At 70.2% G+C, this 15,472-nt stretch carries 16 protein-coding genes; 5 read left to right on the top strand and 11 right to left on the bottom strand.

Translation table 11 applies throughout. The features are described from left to right. Window positions 1-58: 58 nt before the first annotated feature. The 6 genes from E4T13_RS24095 to E4T13_RS24070 all read right to left on the bottom strand — a co-directional run bounded on the left by E4T13_RS24095 (window position 59) and on the right by E4T13_RS24070 (window position 7,282). Window positions 59-991 (bottom strand): ABC transporter permease, encoded by a 933-nt coding sequence (locus E4T13_RS24095; RefSeq protein WP_137180874.1) that lies wholly within the window; start codon window positions 989-991, stop codon window positions 59-61. After that, window positions 957-1,916, bottom strand: a complete 960-nt coding sequence (locus E4T13_RS24090; protein ID WP_137180873.1) for an ABC transporter permease — start codon at window positions 1,914-1,916, stop codon at window positions 957-959. The genes E4T13_RS24095 and E4T13_RS24090 overlap by 35 nt, the downstream gene beginning before the upstream one ends. A 10-nt stretch (window positions 1,917-1,926) precedes the next feature. Further along, entirely contained in the window at window positions 1,927-3,723 is a 1,797-nt protein-coding gene (locus E4T13_RS24085; RefSeq protein ID WP_137180872.1) for a peptide ABC transporter substrate-binding protein, read from the bottom strand. Between the two features lie 132 nt (window positions 3,724-3,855). Next, on the bottom strand, window positions 3,856-5,052 hold the full coding sequence (locus tag E4T13_RS24080) for a M20 aminoacylase family protein (protein ID WP_137180871.1): 1,197 nt from the start codon (window positions 5,050-5,052) through the stop codon (window positions 3,856-3,858). Window positions 5,053-5,125: 73 nt separating this feature from the next. Then, window positions 5,126-6,391, bottom strand: coding sequence for a family 1 glycosylhydrolase (locus E4T13_RS24075; protein ID WP_137180870.1), 1,266 nt, complete (start codon window positions 6,389-6,391; stop codon window positions 5,126-5,128). 138 nt (window positions 6,392-6,529) lie between these two features. Further along, window positions 6,530-7,282 carry a M35 family metallopeptidase gene (locus E4T13_RS24070; protein WP_137180869.1) on the bottom strand — a complete coding sequence of 251 codons (753 nt, stop codon included), beginning with the start codon at window positions 7,280-7,282 and terminating at the stop codon, window positions 6,530-6,532. 161 nt (window positions 7,283-7,443) lie between these two features. Here E4T13_RS24070 and hpxZ point away from each other — a divergent pair, with 161 nt between their 5' ends. From hpxZ to E4T13_RS24050, 4 genes are all read left to right on the top strand, one after another. Beyond that, on the top strand, window positions 7,444-7,845 hold the full coding sequence (gene hpxZ / locus E4T13_RS24065; protein ID WP_137180868.1) for an oxalurate catabolism protein HpxZ: 402 nt from the start codon (window positions 7,444-7,446) through the stop codon (window positions 7,843-7,845). Next, entirely contained in the window at window positions 7,842-9,104 is a 1,263-nt protein-coding gene (locus E4T13_RS24060) for an FAD-binding oxidoreductase (protein ID WP_137180867.1), read from the top strand. Before hpxZ ends, E4T13_RS24060 begins: the two co-directional genes overlap by 4 nt. A gap of 103 nt (window positions 9,105-9,207) precedes the next feature. Continuing rightward, window positions 9,208-9,945: a cold-shock protein gene (locus E4T13_RS24055; protein WP_137180866.1), complete on the top strand. Its 738-nt coding sequence runs from the start codon at window positions 9,208-9,210 to the stop codon at window positions 9,943-9,945. Between the two features lie 182 nt (window positions 9,946-10,127). Next, entirely contained in the window at window positions 10,128-10,352 is a 225-nt protein-coding gene (locus E4T13_RS24050; protein WP_137180865.1) for a hypothetical protein, read from the top strand. Window positions 10,353-10,357: 5 nt separating this feature from the next. Here the strand turns inward: E4T13_RS24050 and E4T13_RS24045 are convergent, their stop codons facing one another. Then, on the bottom strand, window positions 10,358-11,095 hold the full coding sequence (locus E4T13_RS24045) for an aspartate/glutamate racemase family protein (RefSeq protein ID WP_137180864.1): 738 nt from the start codon (window positions 11,093-11,095) through the stop codon (window positions 10,358-10,360). Between the two features lie 96 nt (window positions 11,096-11,191). Between E4T13_RS24045 and E4T13_RS24040 the strand changes: the two genes are divergently transcribed. Continuing rightward, window positions 11,192-12,184 (top strand): tripartite tricarboxylate transporter substrate binding protein, encoded by a 993-nt coding sequence (locus E4T13_RS24040; RefSeq protein ID WP_137180863.1) that lies wholly within the window; start codon window positions 11,192-11,194, stop codon window positions 12,182-12,184. Window positions 12,185-12,221: 37 nt separating this feature from the next. On the opposite strand, the gene E4T13_RS24035 is transcribed toward E4T13_RS24040, so the two are convergent. From E4T13_RS24035 to E4T13_RS24020, 4 genes are all read right to left on the bottom strand, one after another. Next, window positions 12,222-12,938, bottom strand: coding sequence for an HAD-IA family hydrolase (locus tag E4T13_RS24035; RefSeq protein ID WP_137180862.1), 717 nt, complete (start codon window positions 12,936-12,938; stop codon window positions 12,222-12,224). 121 nt (window positions 12,939-13,059) lie between these two features. Beyond that, window positions 13,060-13,554 carry an Lrp/AsnC family transcriptional regulator gene (locus tag E4T13_RS24030; RefSeq protein ID WP_137180861.1) on the bottom strand — a complete coding sequence of 165 codons (495 nt, stop codon included), beginning with the start codon at window positions 13,552-13,554 and terminating at the stop codon, window positions 13,060-13,062. A gap of 79 nt (window positions 13,555-13,633) precedes the next feature. Beyond that, window positions 13,634-14,560, bottom strand: a complete 927-nt coding sequence (locus tag E4T13_RS24025; protein ID WP_137180860.1) for a glyoxylate/hydroxypyruvate reductase A — start codon at window positions 14,558-14,560, stop codon at window positions 13,634-13,636. Further along, window positions 14,560-15,408: a GNAT family N-acetyltransferase gene (locus E4T13_RS24020; protein ID WP_137180859.1), complete on the bottom strand. Its 849-nt coding sequence runs from the start codon at window positions 15,406-15,408 to the stop codon at window positions 14,560-14,562. Before E4T13_RS24020 ends, E4T13_RS24025 begins: the two co-directional genes overlap by 1 nt. Window positions 15,409-15,472: the final 64 nt, after the last annotated feature.

Raw genomic sequence — 15,472 nt, 5'->3', positions numbered from 1 at the left:
GCGTGACGAGCCAAGCGCGCGGAGCGCGCGCCCGGCGCCTGAGGGCACACGAACAAAATCACTGCACGCGCCTGGGGTCGAGGGCGTCGCGCAGGCCGTCGCCGACGAAGTTGATGCTGACCACCGTCAGGAAGATCGCGAGGCCGGGGAACAGCGCCCAGTGCGGCGCGAAGTCCAGGTTGTCCTTGGCGTCGAACAGCAGGCGCCCCCAGGTGGGGATGTCCGGCGGGAAGCCGAGGCCGAGGAAGGAGAGGGTGCTCTCCGCGATGATCGCCGCGGCCACGTCGATGGTCGCCGCGACGATCACGGGCCCCAGCGCGTTGGGCAGGATGTGCCGCCACACCAGCCGCGCGCGGGAAGCGCCGAGGGCCCGCGCCGCTTCCACAAATTCCTTCTCGCGCAGCGAGAAGAACTGCGCGCGCACCAGGCGGGCCACCTGCATCCAGTTGAAGGCGCCGATCACCGTCACGATCAGGATGAACACGCCGAGTTCCTGCCCGACCACGCCGGTGAGCGCGTCGCGGAACAGGTAGATGATCAGCAGCAGCAGCGGCAGCTGCGGCAGGGAGAGGAACAGGTCGGTCAGCCACATCAGCGCGGCGTCCAGCCGCCCGCCCGCCATGCCGGCGATGGCGCCGACCAGCACGCCGACGCTGACCGCGACGGACATCGCCGCGAAGCCGACGGCCAGCGAGATGCGCCCGCCATAGAGGATGCGCGCCAGCAGGTCCTGCCCGAGGTCGTCGGTGCCGAGCGGATGCGCGAGCGAGGGGCCCTCGAGCCGCGCGGTGAAGTCGATCTCATCGATCGGCAGCGTCCAGAACAGCGGGCCGATCAGCACCGCCAGGATGATCGTGCCCAGCACGACGGCGGAGGCGACCGCAAGCCGGTGCTTGCGGAATCGCCGCCAGGCCTCCCGCCAGGGGCCGATGCGCGGGCGCGCGGCGGCGCCCGGGCTAGCGATAGCTGATGCGGGGATCGAGCCAGCCATAGATCACGTCAGCGAGCAGGTTGAAGAAGACCACCAGGGCGGCGATGACGAAGGTGACCGCCATGATCACCGGCGTGTCGTTGGCCAGGATCGCGCTGATCAGCAGGCTGCCGATGCCCGGCACGCGGAAGATCTGCTCCGTCACGATGGCGCCGCCGAACACCGCCGGCATCTGCAGCGCGACCAGCGTGACCACCGGGATCATCGCGTTGCGCACCACGTGGCGCATCGTCACCGCGCGTTCGGGGATGCCCTTGGCGCGCGCGGTGGTGACATGGTCCAGCCGGATCACGTCCAGCACCGCGGAGCGGACGAAGCGCGTCCAGGCCGCGCCCTGGAACAGCCCCAGCACCATGATCGGCATGATGGACTGGCGCAGCTGCTGCCACCACCAGTTCCAGCCCGTGGCCTCGATGTCGGTGCGGAACACGAAGGGCAGCCAGTCCAGGTAGATCGAGAAGAACAGGATGAACAGCAGCCCCGTGAAGAAGGTGGGCAGCGAGAAGCCCACGAAGGCCAGCGTGTTGGCGATCTGGTCGAAGATCGAATAGGGCCGCGTCGCGGCATAGACGCCGACCGGCAGCGCGATCGCCAGCGCCACGATCTGCGAGGCCCCGATCACCGCGATGGTCACCGGCAGGCGCTGCAGGATCAGGTCGTCCACCGGGATGCGGCTGACGAAGGAGAAGCCCCACTCGCCCCGCAGCATGGAGGTGAGCCAGGCAAAGTAGCGCATGTGGATCGGGTCATCCAGCCCGAGGCTGGCGCGCAGGTTCGCGCGCACCTCGGGCGGGATGGCCGGGTTGGTCGCCAGTTCCTCGAACGGGTCGCCCGGCGCGAGCGCCAGGACCGTGAAGAGGATCACGCTGATCCCGAGCAGGCTCGGGATCGCGATCAGCAGGCGGCGGACGAGATACTGCGCCACGCGGGGTGGATCAGGTCTCGCGGAACCAGTCGCTGAGCAGCCAATGGGTGTTGTCCCAGGCGCTCAGCACGGTGTTGAGGTTGTTCAGGCTGGCGCTGACCAGCGGGCGCTTGACCAGTGGGATGATGTGGTTGCTGCCCACGATCAGGTCGTTCATGCGGATGAACAGCGCCGCGCGCTTCACGGGGTCGAGCTCGCCCTCCGCGTCGCGGAAGATGCGGTCGTATTCCTCGTTCCGCCAGCGGACGATGTTGCGGCCCTGCCAGTTGTTCGCCTTGGAGGAGATCTCCCACGACACGAACTGGTTCATGAACAGCTGCGGGTCCGCCTGCGTCATGGTCGTGGTGTACATCTGCACGTCGGCGAAGAACTTCGTGTAGGTGTCCGGGTTGGCCACGTCGGCCGAGAAGAACACCGAGGCCGTCACCGACTTCAGCTCCAGGTCGATGCCCGCGCGCTGCGCCGCCTGCTTGTAGATCGCCTGGGTGCGCTGGCGCGGCGCGTTGACCGAGGTCTGGTAGATGAAGCGCAGCCGCACGCCGTCCTTGGTGCGGATGCCGTCCCGCCCGCGCGCCCAGCCCGCCTGGTCGAGGATCTGGTTCGCCTTCTCGATGTTGAACTCCCAGCGGGTGTTCGGCGAGGCGAAACGCGGCGGGTTGTTGAGGAAGTTGGAAGTCGCGGGACCGCCGCGGCCGTAGATGAAGCGCTCGATCGAGCCGCGATCGAGCAGCAGCGACATCGCTTCCCGCACCGCCGGGTCCTTGAAGGCCGGGTGCTCGCTCTTGATCGAGGCGCGCTCGCCGTCCACCTCCCGGCTCGGGTCGGTGGCGTTGAGCATGATGAATTCGATGTTGCCGCCCTCGACGATGTTCACCTTGCCGCGGTTCGCGGCCTCGAGGCGCTTGAGGATCTCGTCCTCGACCTGCAGGTTCCAGGCGTAGTCGAAGTCGCCGGTCTGCAGCACGGCGCGCGCGGCGGAGACCGCGTCGCCGCCGCCCTTCACCTCGAGCGTGTCGAAGTAGGGGCGGTTGTTCATGTGATAGTTCGGGTTCAGCTCGCCGCGCAGGTTGTCGCCCGGCGCGAAGCTGACGAACTTGTAGGCGCCGGTGCCCACCGGGCGCAGATTGGCGGGCGCGTCGCGGGCGTTGGTGCCGTTGTAGTCCTTGAACAGGTGCTTCGGGATCAGCATCCCGCGGGAGGCGACGAAGGCGTCGGCCCAGAAGGGCGTCGGCTTGTTGAACTCCACGCGCACCGTGTGGTCGTCCACCTTGACCACGTTGACGTCGGTGTAGCTGCCGGAGGAGACGCCGGCGACCTGCGGGTTCTTCGCGTATTCCCAGTTGAACACCACGTCGTCGGCCGAGAAGTCCGTGCCGTCATGCCACTTCACGCCGCGCTTCAGCTTCCACGTCACGCTGCGCCCGTCCTCGGACAGGCCCTTGTTCTCGACCGAGGGGATCTCGGCGGCCAGCACGGGATAGAGCGTGCCGTCCGCGGCCCAGCCGGCGAGCGGCTCGTAGAAGACGCGGCTCGCTTCCTGGTTGGTGGTGCCGACCGCGAAATGCGGGTTCAGCAGGGTGGAGGCCTGCCAGTAGAGGATCTTGAGCGGCCCGCCGCCGCCGCGCCGCGTCGGCTTGTAGGCCGGCACGCTCTGCGCCGAGGCGGGGCTGATGCCGTGCAGGGCGAGAAGCTGGGTCGCCATCGGCGCCGTCAGGCCGAAGGCCGCGAGGCGCTTCACGAAGCCGCGGCGCGAGAGCGAGCCGCGCTTCACGCGCCCGATCATCTGGCGCAGGTCGTCTTCCGTCATTCTTGCTCTCCCAGTCCCTGTCGTTTCGGGGGGCCGCGGTGTCCCGGCGTTCCCCGCCTCGTCTTCCACGCTAGCGCAAGGCGGCCGCGCGGCGCATCGGAATTCCTATCGGCTTTTCGCCGGGGCGGCGAGTCACCCGGCCGTCTTGCCCAGTTCCTGGTCGACCACGCCGACCCAATAGGCAACGCCGAGGGGTATGATGTCGTCGTTGAAGTCGAAATGCGGGGTATGCAGGTTCGGCGAGGTCCCGTCCGGCCCCTTGCCGCCGCCGATGAACATGAAGGCGCCGGGCTTTTGTTCCAACATGAGAGAGAAATCCTCGCCGCCCGTCACGGGGGCGTGCTCGATCACCTCGGCGTCGCCCACCAGGGTCCGGGCGGCGTCGCGCGCCGTCTCGGTCTGCTCGGGGTGGTTCACGGTGGCGGGCACGCCGCGGTGGTACTCCACCTCCGCCGTCGCGCCGTGCAGCGCGGCAAGGCCATGCGCCAGCTCGCCAATCCGCCGTTCCAGCAGGTCGCGCACTGCGGCGGTGTAGCTGCGGGAGGTGCCGGTGATGGTCAGCTCGGCCGGCATGACGTTCGGAGAGATCGGCGAGCCGCCCTGGATCGAGCCGACGCTCAGCACCGCGGCATCCGTCGCCGCCACGTTGCGCCCCACGATGGTCTGCAGTCCCAGCACGAAATGCGCCTGCACCACGGTGATGTCGGTGGCCAGGTGCGGCGTGGAGCCGCCATGCCCGCCGGTGCCGCGGAACACCACCTTGAAGCGGTCGGCCGCGGCCAGCGCCGGGCCGGGGCGGATGGCGAAGCGCCCGGCCGGGATGGTCGGCTTGTTGTGCAGGCCGTAGACCGCATCGCAGGGGAAGCGCTCGAACAGCCCGTCGTCGAGCATCGCCTTGGCGCCGCCGCGGCCTTCCTCGGCGGGCTGGAAGATCAGGTGGACGGTGCCGCCGAAGTCGCGGTGCTGCGCCAGCCAGCGGGCGGCGCCGAGCAGCATGGTGGTGTGCCCGTCATGGCCGCAGGCATGCATGATGCCCGGGTGCTTCGAGGCATAGGGTGCGCCGGTGGCTTCCGGGATCTGCAGCGCGTCCATGTCGGCGCGCAGCCCGACCGAGCGGTTGCCCGGCCGGTTGCCGCGGATCGTGCCGACCACGCCGAAGCGTCCGACGCCCTCCGTCACCTCGATGCCCAGCGCCCGGAGTTCGCGCGCGACCAGGGCCGAGGTCCGCGTCTCCTCCATGCCGAGCTCGGGATGGGCATGGATGTCCTGCCGGATGGCGGCGAGGTCCGCCTGGAAGGCCTTCGCGCCCTCGATGACCGGGTGGCTCATGCGATGTCCGTGCTTCCCTGAATGGGGCAGCATGGACCGGACGGCGCGATCCCGTGAAGGGGGCCGCGCCGCCTCAGGCCGCCAGCGGCACCTGCAGGCACCAGGACTGGGTGGGCAGTACCTCGCGCCAGGCCTCGATGAGCCGCTTGTAGGCCAGCCCGACCTTGCGCGGCCGGCGATCCAGGTCGAACAGGCCGCGCGGATTGACGTCGCCGCGCTGGATGCGCAACGCGTGGTTCCAGTCCACCTGGTCCGTCAGGGAATACCAGGTGAAGCCCAGCACCGGCACGCCGTCGCGGCGGAGGCGCAGGATGCCGGACCACTGCTTCCACAGCCAGTGCTCCGCCTCGTCGCCGCGCGGGCCTTCATCCAGGTTCGTCTCCGTGTGCATCACTGGCAGGCCGTAGCGCGCATGGTAGTCGCGGGTGACGGTGTCGTAGCCGAACACCTCGCCGGCCCAGCGGCCATGGCCCTCCGCGTTCAGCAGGTGCTCATTCGTCTGGTACCAGTCATTGCCCATGATGCAGTGGCGCTTCAGGGCAGGGGCCTCGCGCAGGCAGAAATGGTAGTCGGCGCGGCTCATGCCGTTGTCCAGCAGGAACTCGTACATCAGGCTGTCCACGCGCCGCCCGTAGTTGAGGTCCAGCGTCAGGAAGCGCTCGGCGTTGCGGAACTCTGCATGCGGCAGGGCGGCGGGGCATTCGGCGTGGAAGGCCTCCGTGCTCTCCGACTGGATGAAGATCGCATCCGGCCGCACGGCGAGGATCGCGCGCATTGCCTTGAGGTTCGCCAGCACGATGTTTCGGATCGCCTGCACATAGCTGCGGTCGTCGTGCCGCTGCTCGTTCCACCAGCCGTATTTCGCGCTGAAGACGGCGGTGATGAACATCTCGTTCACCGGCGTGTAGAGCTGCACCCAGGGGAAGCGCCGCGCGAAGGCCTGGGCGTAGTCGGCGAAGAGGTCGGGGAAGTCGGGGTTCTGGAAGTCGCCGATCCAGTCCGGCACGCCGAAATGGCACAGGTCCACGATCGGCCGGATGCCGAGGCGACGCAGCTCGGCGAAGGTCTCGTCGGCGAAGGCCCAGTCGTGCCGGCCGGGGCCGCGCAGCGTCGCGTGCAGCTGCGGCCCGTAGCGCAGCGCGTCGCAGCCGATCTCCTTCACGAGCGCGAAATCCTCGCGCCAGCGGGCGTAGTGGCCGCACTCGGCCATCTGGTCGCGCCGGATGCGCCCGGCTTCGATGGTGGGTGCGCTGTTCTCGATTCCTGTCGCGAAGAGGAAGCCGTGATGCGGTGCGGTTCGGGCCAGCGTCTCGCCGGCGGGCAGGGCGGCATCGAGCATGCAGGCGGCTCCCGGATGGCGCGCGGTACCGGCGCCTCGCCGGTTCCCCCGAACCGGCGCTCACGGCTTATTGTATAAGATGATCCTCACGCCGCCGTGAACAGGAAATTCGGCCAAGCCTTTGAAAATCCGTGGCGGTTACGAACCCGGCGCGTAGCGTGCCAGGGTTTCCACGTAATATTCGTAGTTGTCGGCATTCATCGCCGCGCGCTGCGGATCCTGCTTCGCCAGCACCAGCGCCGCACGCGGGCCATAGACGAAGTCCTGCGTGCCCGCCGCCACATGCGAAGCCTCGTGGATCAGGATGCCCCAGCGGTTGTCGAAGCCCTCTAAGGAGGCGCGGAAGAAGCTGGGGCACAGGCCGACGATGCGGCGCGACGGCGCGGCATAGGCCATCCGGACGCCCTGGCAGGCGGGCGGGTCGTTGCACAGGATCTTCGCGTTGTCGGGCTGGCCGAGCCAGGCATGGATGCGGCGCAGCCGATCCGCGATCGGCGCGCGTTCGGCAAAGCCGAACCAGCGCAGCACCGCCTCGCTGTCGGGCTGGGTCTCGATCACCCGTATGCCGGCGGTCAGGCGCTCCCGCGCCATCGCCACCGCCTCCTCGATCACCTGGCGATGCTCGGCCACGCAGGCCGGGCCCGCGATGTCGGCGGCATGGCGCAACCCGCCGGTGGGCTTGCCGAAGGGGGAAGGTGCGGCAGCCATGGGCGCCTGCGCCGCGGGCGGGGCGGGCGGCACCACCATCTCCGGCCGGTAGGCCTCCGGGCCAAAACCCGGCGGCGCCGCGCAGGCGGCAACGCCGAACAGCAGGACCAGGGCCAGGGCGCGCCGCAGCAGCCCGGGCGCCGCCGGGCGTGTCATTCGTGCCTGTGGCGCGGCGGGCAGCATGACAGCGTCTCCGGAAGGCGGCCGGCGGGCCGCGGCGCAGGATAGGATGGCGCCGGATTATGCGCGAATCATGAAGCCGTTGCGGCGGGCGCATGTCCGCCTGGCTTTGCAGCGTCCGGCGGGCGCGGCACTCTCGCCGCCGGGCAGGGCAGGGGGGCCGCTTGCAACTCGACGATCCCGCGGTGCTGGCGGAAGTCCGCGCCGTCTTCGACCGCTACGAGGCGGCGCTGATGGCCAACCGGACGGAGGAGCTGGACGCGATCTTCTGGGCCGATCCGCGCACGGTGCGCTTCGGCATCACGGAGATCCTCTATGGCCATGACGCGATCCGCGCCTTCCGGGCGTCGGTCCGCGCCTATGCGCAGCGCGTGCAGCGCAAGGTGCACATCGTCGCCTTCGGGCAGGATTTCGCGGCCACCCATCTGGAATACGAACGCGTCGGCACCGGCCTGGTGGGGCGCGAGACCAAGATCATGGCGCGCATGCCGGAAGGCTGGCGCGTGGTGTCGGCGCATGTGTCGCTGCTGGCGCAGGGCGACCCGGGGCGGGAGATGACGCGTTGAACCAGCATGTGGCGATCGTCGGCGCCGGCATCGTAGGCGCGGCGACGGCGCTCGAGACGCTGTCCGCCGGCTTCCGCGTGACGCTGATCGAGCCGGGCGACCCGGGCGGCGAGCAGGCGGCAAGCTACGGCAATGGCTGCTGGCTCAGCCCGATGTCGGTGATCCCGCCCTCCACGCCGGGGCTGTGGAAGAAGGTGCCGAAATTCCTCATGGACCCGCTGGGGCCGCTGGCGATCCGCTGGTCCTACTTCCCGAAGGTCGCGCCCTGGCTGGCGCGCTACCTGCTGGCCGGCTGGACCGAGGACAAGGTGCTCGCCGCGGCGCGCGCGCTCCGCCCGCTGCTGCAGGGCGCGCCCGCGCTGCATGCGGAGCTTGCCGCCCGCGCCGGCGTGGAGCGCCTGATCGAGCGCCGCGGCCTGATGTATACCTACGAGAACCGCGCGCAGTTCGAGAGCGAGGCGCTGGCCTGGCGGGTGCGCCGCAAGGTCGGAATCGAATGGCTCGAGCTGGACGACGACGAGCTGCGCCAGCGCGAGCCGGAACTGGATCGCCGCTACCGCTTCGCCGCGCTGGTCGAGGAGGGCGGGCATTGCCGCGACCCCGGCGCCTATGTCGCGGCGCTGGTGGCGCAGGCGCGCGCCGAGGGCGCGGAACTGCGCCGCGATACCGCCACCGGCTTCCGCATCGAGGATGGCCGGCTGCGGGCGGTGCTGACCGAGCGCGGCGAGGTGCCGGCCGACAAGGCGGTGATCGCGGCCGGCGCCTATTCCCGCAGGCTGGCGGCCGCCGCGGGCTCGAAGGTGCCGCTGGAGACCGAGCGCGGCTACCACGCGATGGTGCTGGACAGCCCGACCGGTCCTCGCACACCGATGATGCCCTATGACGGCAAGATGAGCATCACCTGGACCGATCGCGGCCTGCGCTGCGCCGGCCAGGTGGAGATCGCCGGGCTGGAGGCGGCGCCGAACTGGAAGCGGGCGGAGATCCTGCGCGACCACCTGCTGCGCAGCTTCCCCAACCTGCCGCGCGACCTGCCGGCGGAGCGGGTGAAGTTCTGGATGGGCCATCGCCCCTCCATGCCCGATGGCCTGCCCTGTCTCGGTCCGGCCGCCGCCAGCCCCGATGTGCTGCTGGCCTTCGGCCATGGCCATGTCGGGCTGGTGGCGGGGCCGCGCACGGCGCGGGTGGTGACGGCCATGCTCGGCGGGCGTCAACCGGAGATCCCGACGGAACCCTTCCGGCCCTCTCGATTCGGTTGACACTGTATTTCTGCTGGTGTTCGGGGCTTGCAAATGTCATGTTGCCCACTGGCGGCCCTGCATCGTGTCGGGTCGTGTCCTTGGTAACGGATTGATAACAGTCGTGCTTCCCGATAGCGAACAGGGTGATACCGGCCCGATCGAGGCCGAAGTGAAGTGGTACAATGCCCGAAAGGGGTTCGGCTTCGTCCTCGGTCCGGACGGACAGGACGTCTTCTTCCACGCTTCCGCCCTGACGGAAGCCGGGATCGAGCCGCCGGAGACCGGCGACAAGCTGAATTGCGAGATCGGCACGGACCGCCAGGGCCGGCGTCTGGTCACGCGCATCCACAGCCTGATCAAGGGGCCGGGCGGCGGTGATCGCCCGCGCGGCGGCTTCGGCGATCGTCCGCCGCGGCGCGACTTCGGCGGCGGCGGTGGCTTCGGCGACCGTCCCCCCCGGCGTGATTTCGGCGGCGGCGGCGGCTTCGGCGATCGTCCGCCGCGGCGCGACTTCGGCGGCGGTGGCGGCGGCTTCGGCGCCCCGCGTGGCGGCGGCTTCGGCGGCGGTGGCGGCGGCGGCTTCGGTGCCCCGCGTGGCGGCGGCTTCGGCGATCGGCCCCCGCGGCGCGACTTCGCCCGCGACGAGGGCGGCCCGACCTACGCGGTCTCCGGCACCGTGAAGTGGTTCGACCAGGTTCGCGGCTTCGGCTTCGTCACGCCCGACGATGGCGGCCAGGACGTGTTCCTGCATTCCTCGGTCCTGCAGCGCGCAGGCAAGCAGGATGTGCAGCAGGGCGAGAAGGTCGCGCTCGACGTGCGCGACGGACAGCGCGGGCGGCAGGCGGTCAGCATCAAGTAGGCCGCCGCTCCGCAACGAGACTACCGGCCCCGGTCGCTCTGCGGCCGGGGCTTTTTTGTCGGCCGCGCCGTTAACCGTTTTCGCCCACGCGGATTGCTGCGCCGCGATTTTCTTAACCCTTCGTTCATCCCTGAGATGAGACGAAGGGGGGACGCCCCACCCCGCGTCCCGGAGAGTCGCGCATGACCACACCGCTGCCTTTCCCGACCCCATGGTCCACGCCGCTGCCTCCGGTCGGGTCGGTCGAGGGCCGGCGCGGTCCCCGCAAGGGGGCACCCGCCTTGATCTCCGCCGTCGCGGCCGTGGTGGCCATCGCCGCCGCGCGCAGCCGCGCCACCGGCGACCTCGCCGCGCTGCGCCACGCCATCGCCGTCGCGCTGGACGAGGCCGAGCGCGGCGGCGCGTGAGCGCTTCAGAACACGCGCGGCCGCAGTCCGCCGTGGAACCAGCTCACCATCGTGTAGATGTCGTAGACCGGCAGCCCTACCGCCTCACGCAACGCCGCCGCATAGGGCGGCATGTTGGTGCATTCCAGCACGATCGCGCCGACATCCGGATGGCGTGACACCAGGCGCCGTCCCGCCTCCAGGATGTCCTGCTCGGCCAGCGCCACATCCAGGTCCTGCTTCGCCGAGCTGATCAGCACGCGGAAGAATTCCCTGCCGTCTTCCGTGCCCTCGACCGGCACATCCAGAGGCACGCCCGCGCCCGCCAGATGCGCCGGCGTCAGGCTGGCGCGACTGACCGTGATGACGCCGACCCGCTTGCCAGGCGGCAGCGTCGCCTGCACCCAAGGCACCTGCATCAGCGACGAGGTCGCCACCGGCACGCGCAACGCCGCCGCCAGCTCCGCCTGGAACAGCGCGAGGAAGCCGCAATTGGTGGTGATGGCTTCCGCGCCGAGATCCACGAGGTCCTGCGCCGCGGCGATGAAATCCGGCAGCAGCCCGCGCGCGCCCTGCAGCACCACCTTCTCCGGGCTTGCCCCGCGCACCACACGGAACAGCACCGGGAAGGGCCAGGTCGCCGCATTGCCCATGTCGCCGGGGATGCGCGGGAAACGCGCTTCCAGCATCAGGATGCCGAGCGGCGCGCCGTAGATGGATTTCCCGCCGCGCGCGATCCGCGCGCCTGCTGCATGCTGCGTCATGCGCGGAGCGTAGCGGCGAAAGGGCCCTGTCGCGAAGGGGGTTGCCAGCCGAGCCGACACGCCTTCAATTCCCCCGACATCGTCGGAGAAGAACAGATGAGACTGTCACGCCGCCTGCTCGCCCTGCCTTTCGCCGCACTGCTCGCCGCCGCGCCGGCGGCGGCGCAGACGCAGCCCTGGCCGAGCCGCCCGATCGAGATGGTGATCGGCTTCCCGAACAGCTCCGGCGTCGGCATCTACGCGCGCAAGCTGGCCGATCCGTTGGGTCGTGCGCTCGGCCAGCCCGTGGTGGTGAACCCGCGCACCGGCGCCGGCGGCAACGTCGCCTCCGACTTCGTCGCGAAGGCGCGGCCGGATGGCTACACGATCCTGTTCGGCACCGCCGGCACGCATGCGATCAACCAGGCGCTCTATCGCCGGCTGAACTTCAACGTGCTGAACGACTTCACGCCGATCGCGCATCTCGGCGACGTGCCGAACATCCTGGTCACTTCCATCCAGTACCGCGGGCAATACGCAAGCTGCTTGGACGTGATCAACGATGCCCGCGCGCGGCCCGGCGCGCTGAACTTTGGCAGCACCGGCAACGGCGCCTCCACCCATCTTGCCGGCGTGCGCTTCGCCAAGGCGGCGAACCTCGACATGGTGCATGTGCCCTTCGTCGGTCAGGCCGGCGTGGTGACGGCGCTGCTCGGCGGGCAGATCGACCTCTTCTTCAACCAGACCGGACCGGCGATCCCGATGATCAACCAGGGCCAGGTCCGCGGCCTGGCGGTGACCACGCGCAGCCGCGTGCCGGCGCTGCCGAACGTGCCGACCGTGGCCGAGGCCTGCAACCTGCCGGGCTTCGAGAGCACCACCTGGTACGGCATCTTCGGCCCGGCGGGCATGCCGGAACCGATCGTGCGCCGGCTGAACGAGGAGATCGTGAAGATCATCTCGGCGCCGGACTTCCGCCAATGGCTGGTCCAGGACCAGGGCATCGAGCCCCCCACCGTCACCACGCCCGCGCAGTTCCGCGCCGTGCAGGAACAGGACGTGGCGCGCTGGGCGCAGGTGGTGCGCGACGCCGGCGCGACGGTGGACTGAACGCCGGCAACGGGCGGGACCGTTCCCGCCCGGCGTTTCAGACCTTCTGGCGCAGACCGCCGCTCTCCGCGAGATCCGCCAGTTCGCGCAGCGTGGCGAAGTGATAGTGCGGCTCGGTGCGTTCGGCGGCGGCGATGGTGCCGCCGGCGCCTTTCTGGCCCATGCGCCGCTCGATCCAGCAGACCGTGTAGCCCAGCCGCTTCGCCACGCCGATGTCGTGGTACTGGCTCTGTGCGACGTGCAGGATGTCGTCGCGGGTGTAGCCATCGCGGCTCAGCCGGCCACGCGCGAAGGCGAAGTATTGCGGGTCCGGCTTCTCGCAAAGCGCCTCGTCCACGCTGACGGTGTCGTGGAACGGATTGCCGAGCCGCACGGCCATCAGGTCCAACGCCCAGCGCGCGGCATTCGTCATCGCCACGAGCCGGTAGCGCCGGCCGAGGCGCTGAAGCGCCTCCACCGCATCGGCGAAGGGCGGCCAGTCGCGCGCGGATTGCGCGAAGCCCTTTGCGATCGCGGCATCCTGCGGCAGGCCGAGGCCGGGCGCGATCGCCGCATAGACGCGCTCGAGATCGTCGGGGAAGCGCCACGCTTCCTTCGCACCGCGCGCGAGCCGGTAGGCGTCGAGGATCGCACCATCGCCGAGCGCGGCGGCTTCGGCGCATGCGCCGCGCAGATAGGCGAGGAGCCCGGCCTCGAAATCGATGAGGGTTCCGACGACGTCGAAGGTCAGCACCTTCGGTTCGCGATCCGTCATGCGCGCTGCTCCCTGCTGGCCCTTCATCATGTCGACGGCGAAGCCGCAGGCGCAGCGGAGAGGCGGCGATCGCGCGGCGTTTCGTGCGGGATCGCTGCCGCGGGGCGGCCGATCCTGCCGATCAGCCGTCGAAGAACTTCTCCAGCGGGTAGTGCCGCTTCACGAAGACCGACTTGATCACGACGTAGCTGAAGTACTTCTCGATCCCGATGTCGCGCGCCAGCAGCTCCTCGATGATCTCCTGGTAGTGCTGGATGCTGCGCGTGAGGAACTTCAGCATGTAGTCGTAGCCGCCGGAGACGAGGTGGCATTCCAGTACCTCGTCCACCTTGCGGATGGCCGTCTCGAAGCGGGAGAAGTCCTGTGCGCGATGATCGGCCAGCGTCACCTCGGTGAAGACCGAGGTCGTGTCGCCGAGCTTGCGCAGCGCGATCTCCGCGCCGTAGCCGGTGATGTAGCCCGCCTTCTCCAGCCGCTTCACGCGCACCAGGCAGGGACTGGCGGAGAGGCCCACCGCATCGGCCAGCTCGACATTCGTCACCCGCGCATTCTTCTGCAGATGCGCAAGGATCCTGAGGTCGATGCGGTCGAGCTTGGGCAGGCTTGGCTGCACCATGGCTGCAACTCTCCCCGTTGTCGCAACGGTAGGATCTGCTGCCCCGCCGTGACAAGCCGGCGGCGCGTCTCTGGCGCGGTCAGTAGCCCCGCGTGCGGTCCACCAGCCCGATCATCGCTTCCCCCCGCGCGTGGCGGTCGAGATTGGCGAGCACAGCCTCCACCGCGGTTTCCGGCTGGGTCTGGCTGGCGATGTGGGGCGTGAGCCAGATGCGCGGATGCGACCAGAAGGGATGGTCCGGCGGCAGCGGCTCCGGCTCCGCCACGTCCAGCATGGCGGCGGAGATCTGCCCTGAGGCCAGGGCCGCCAGCAGATCCTGCTGCACCAGGTGCCCGCCCCGCCCGGCATTTATCAGCGCAGCACCGCGCGGCAGCCGCACGAAGAGCCGCGAATCCAGGATGCCGCGCGTCTCCGCCGTCAGCGGCAGCAGGCAGAGCAGGATGTCGCAGCCGGCGAGGAAGCCTGGCAACTCTTGCGGACCCGCATGGCAGGCGACGCCCGGCACTGCATGGCGGGAGCGGCTCCAGGCCGAGAGCGGGAAGCCGAAAGGCCGGAGCGCGGCCAGCACTGCGCGCCCCAACTCGCCCAGGCCCAGCACGCCGACACGCCGCCGGGCTGCCGGCACGACCCGGATCGCCTTCCAGTCCTGCCGGCGCTGCGCATCGAGATAGGCCGGCATGTCGCGATGCAGCGCCAGCACGGCCATGCTGGCATACTCGACCATGCTGCCAATGATCCCCGTCTCCACCATGCGCACCAGCGGCAGATGCGCGGGCAGCGCCGCCAGGTCGAACTGGTCCACGCCGGCGCCGATGGAGAACAGGAGCTCAAGGTTCGGGAAGCGCGCGGCGAGGTCCTCCGGCGGCTGCCAGGCGGCGAGGAAGCGTACCGCGGCCGGATCGCCGGTTTCCGGCCACAGATGGAACGGCAGGTCGGGCCGGCGCGCGGCGAACAGCTTCGCCCATTCGGCGCCGCGCACCGGATCGGCCTTGTAGACGAACGCCATCAGCCGAAGCTCTGGCTGGCCAGGCCGAAGGCGCGCACCGCCGCCGGCGCCGCCAACTGCCCGCGCACCATGCGCGTCACGCTGTCCACCTGCGGCAGCCCGGCCGCCTCAAGCCAGGGCGACAACCCGCTGTCTTCCGTCACGTCGATGCGCAGGAACTCGCCCTGGCGCTGGCCGAGCCAATGCGCCACGAGCAGGCGCGCCGCCTCCGCGTCCGGCGCGACCACGGGGCCGATGACCTTGCCGCGCCCGAAGCGGCGCAGCAGCGCGAAGCCGCTGGCGACACCGCCGCGGTCCAGCACGATGCCCTCCGATTCCGCCATCAGCGTCGCGATCATCGCGGCGCGGTCCATGCCGGTGGCGGCGGCGTCCAGGGTGGCGAGCACGGCAAGGTCGGCGCGGCCCGCCGGCCGCAACCTTTCGCCGGCACCGGGCGGGTGGAAGCCCATGCTGAAGGCGGCGCCCTGGTGCTGACGGATGGTCGCGACCGGGGTGAAGCCGGCGCTACGATAGAGGCTCTCGCCAGCCGGCGTCGCGTGCAGCATGGCGTTGCGTGGGCCGAGCGCCTCCAGCGCGGCGCCGAACAGCCGGCGGCCGAGGCCGCGGCCCTGCATGGCCGGCGCCACGATGATCATCCCGAGCGTGCCCCACCGGGCACCGAAGGCCCAGCGCATCGCTGTGCCGACAAGGCGGCCGCCGTCGAAGGCGGCGATGCCCTCGCCGAGCGAGAGCGCCACCTGCCAATCCTCGCGCCGATACGGCCAAGCGACGGACAGCGAAAGTTCGTGCGCGGCCGGCAGATCCTTCTGCGTCAGGCTGCGCATCCGCGGCTGCGTCTCGACGTCCATGCCACTCCTCCGTCCGGCGCCCGGCAGACTGCCCCGGCGCGGAAAGCATGCGATCCCGAAGATC

Source organism: Roseomonas sp. AR75 (assembly GCF_005222815.1).
Classification (GTDB): domain Bacteria; phylum Pseudomonadota; class Alphaproteobacteria; order Acetobacterales; family Acetobacteraceae; genus Falsiroseomonas.
Note: the sequence above shows the minus strand (reverse complement) of the source record. Positions and strands in the feature narration are given on the sequence as shown.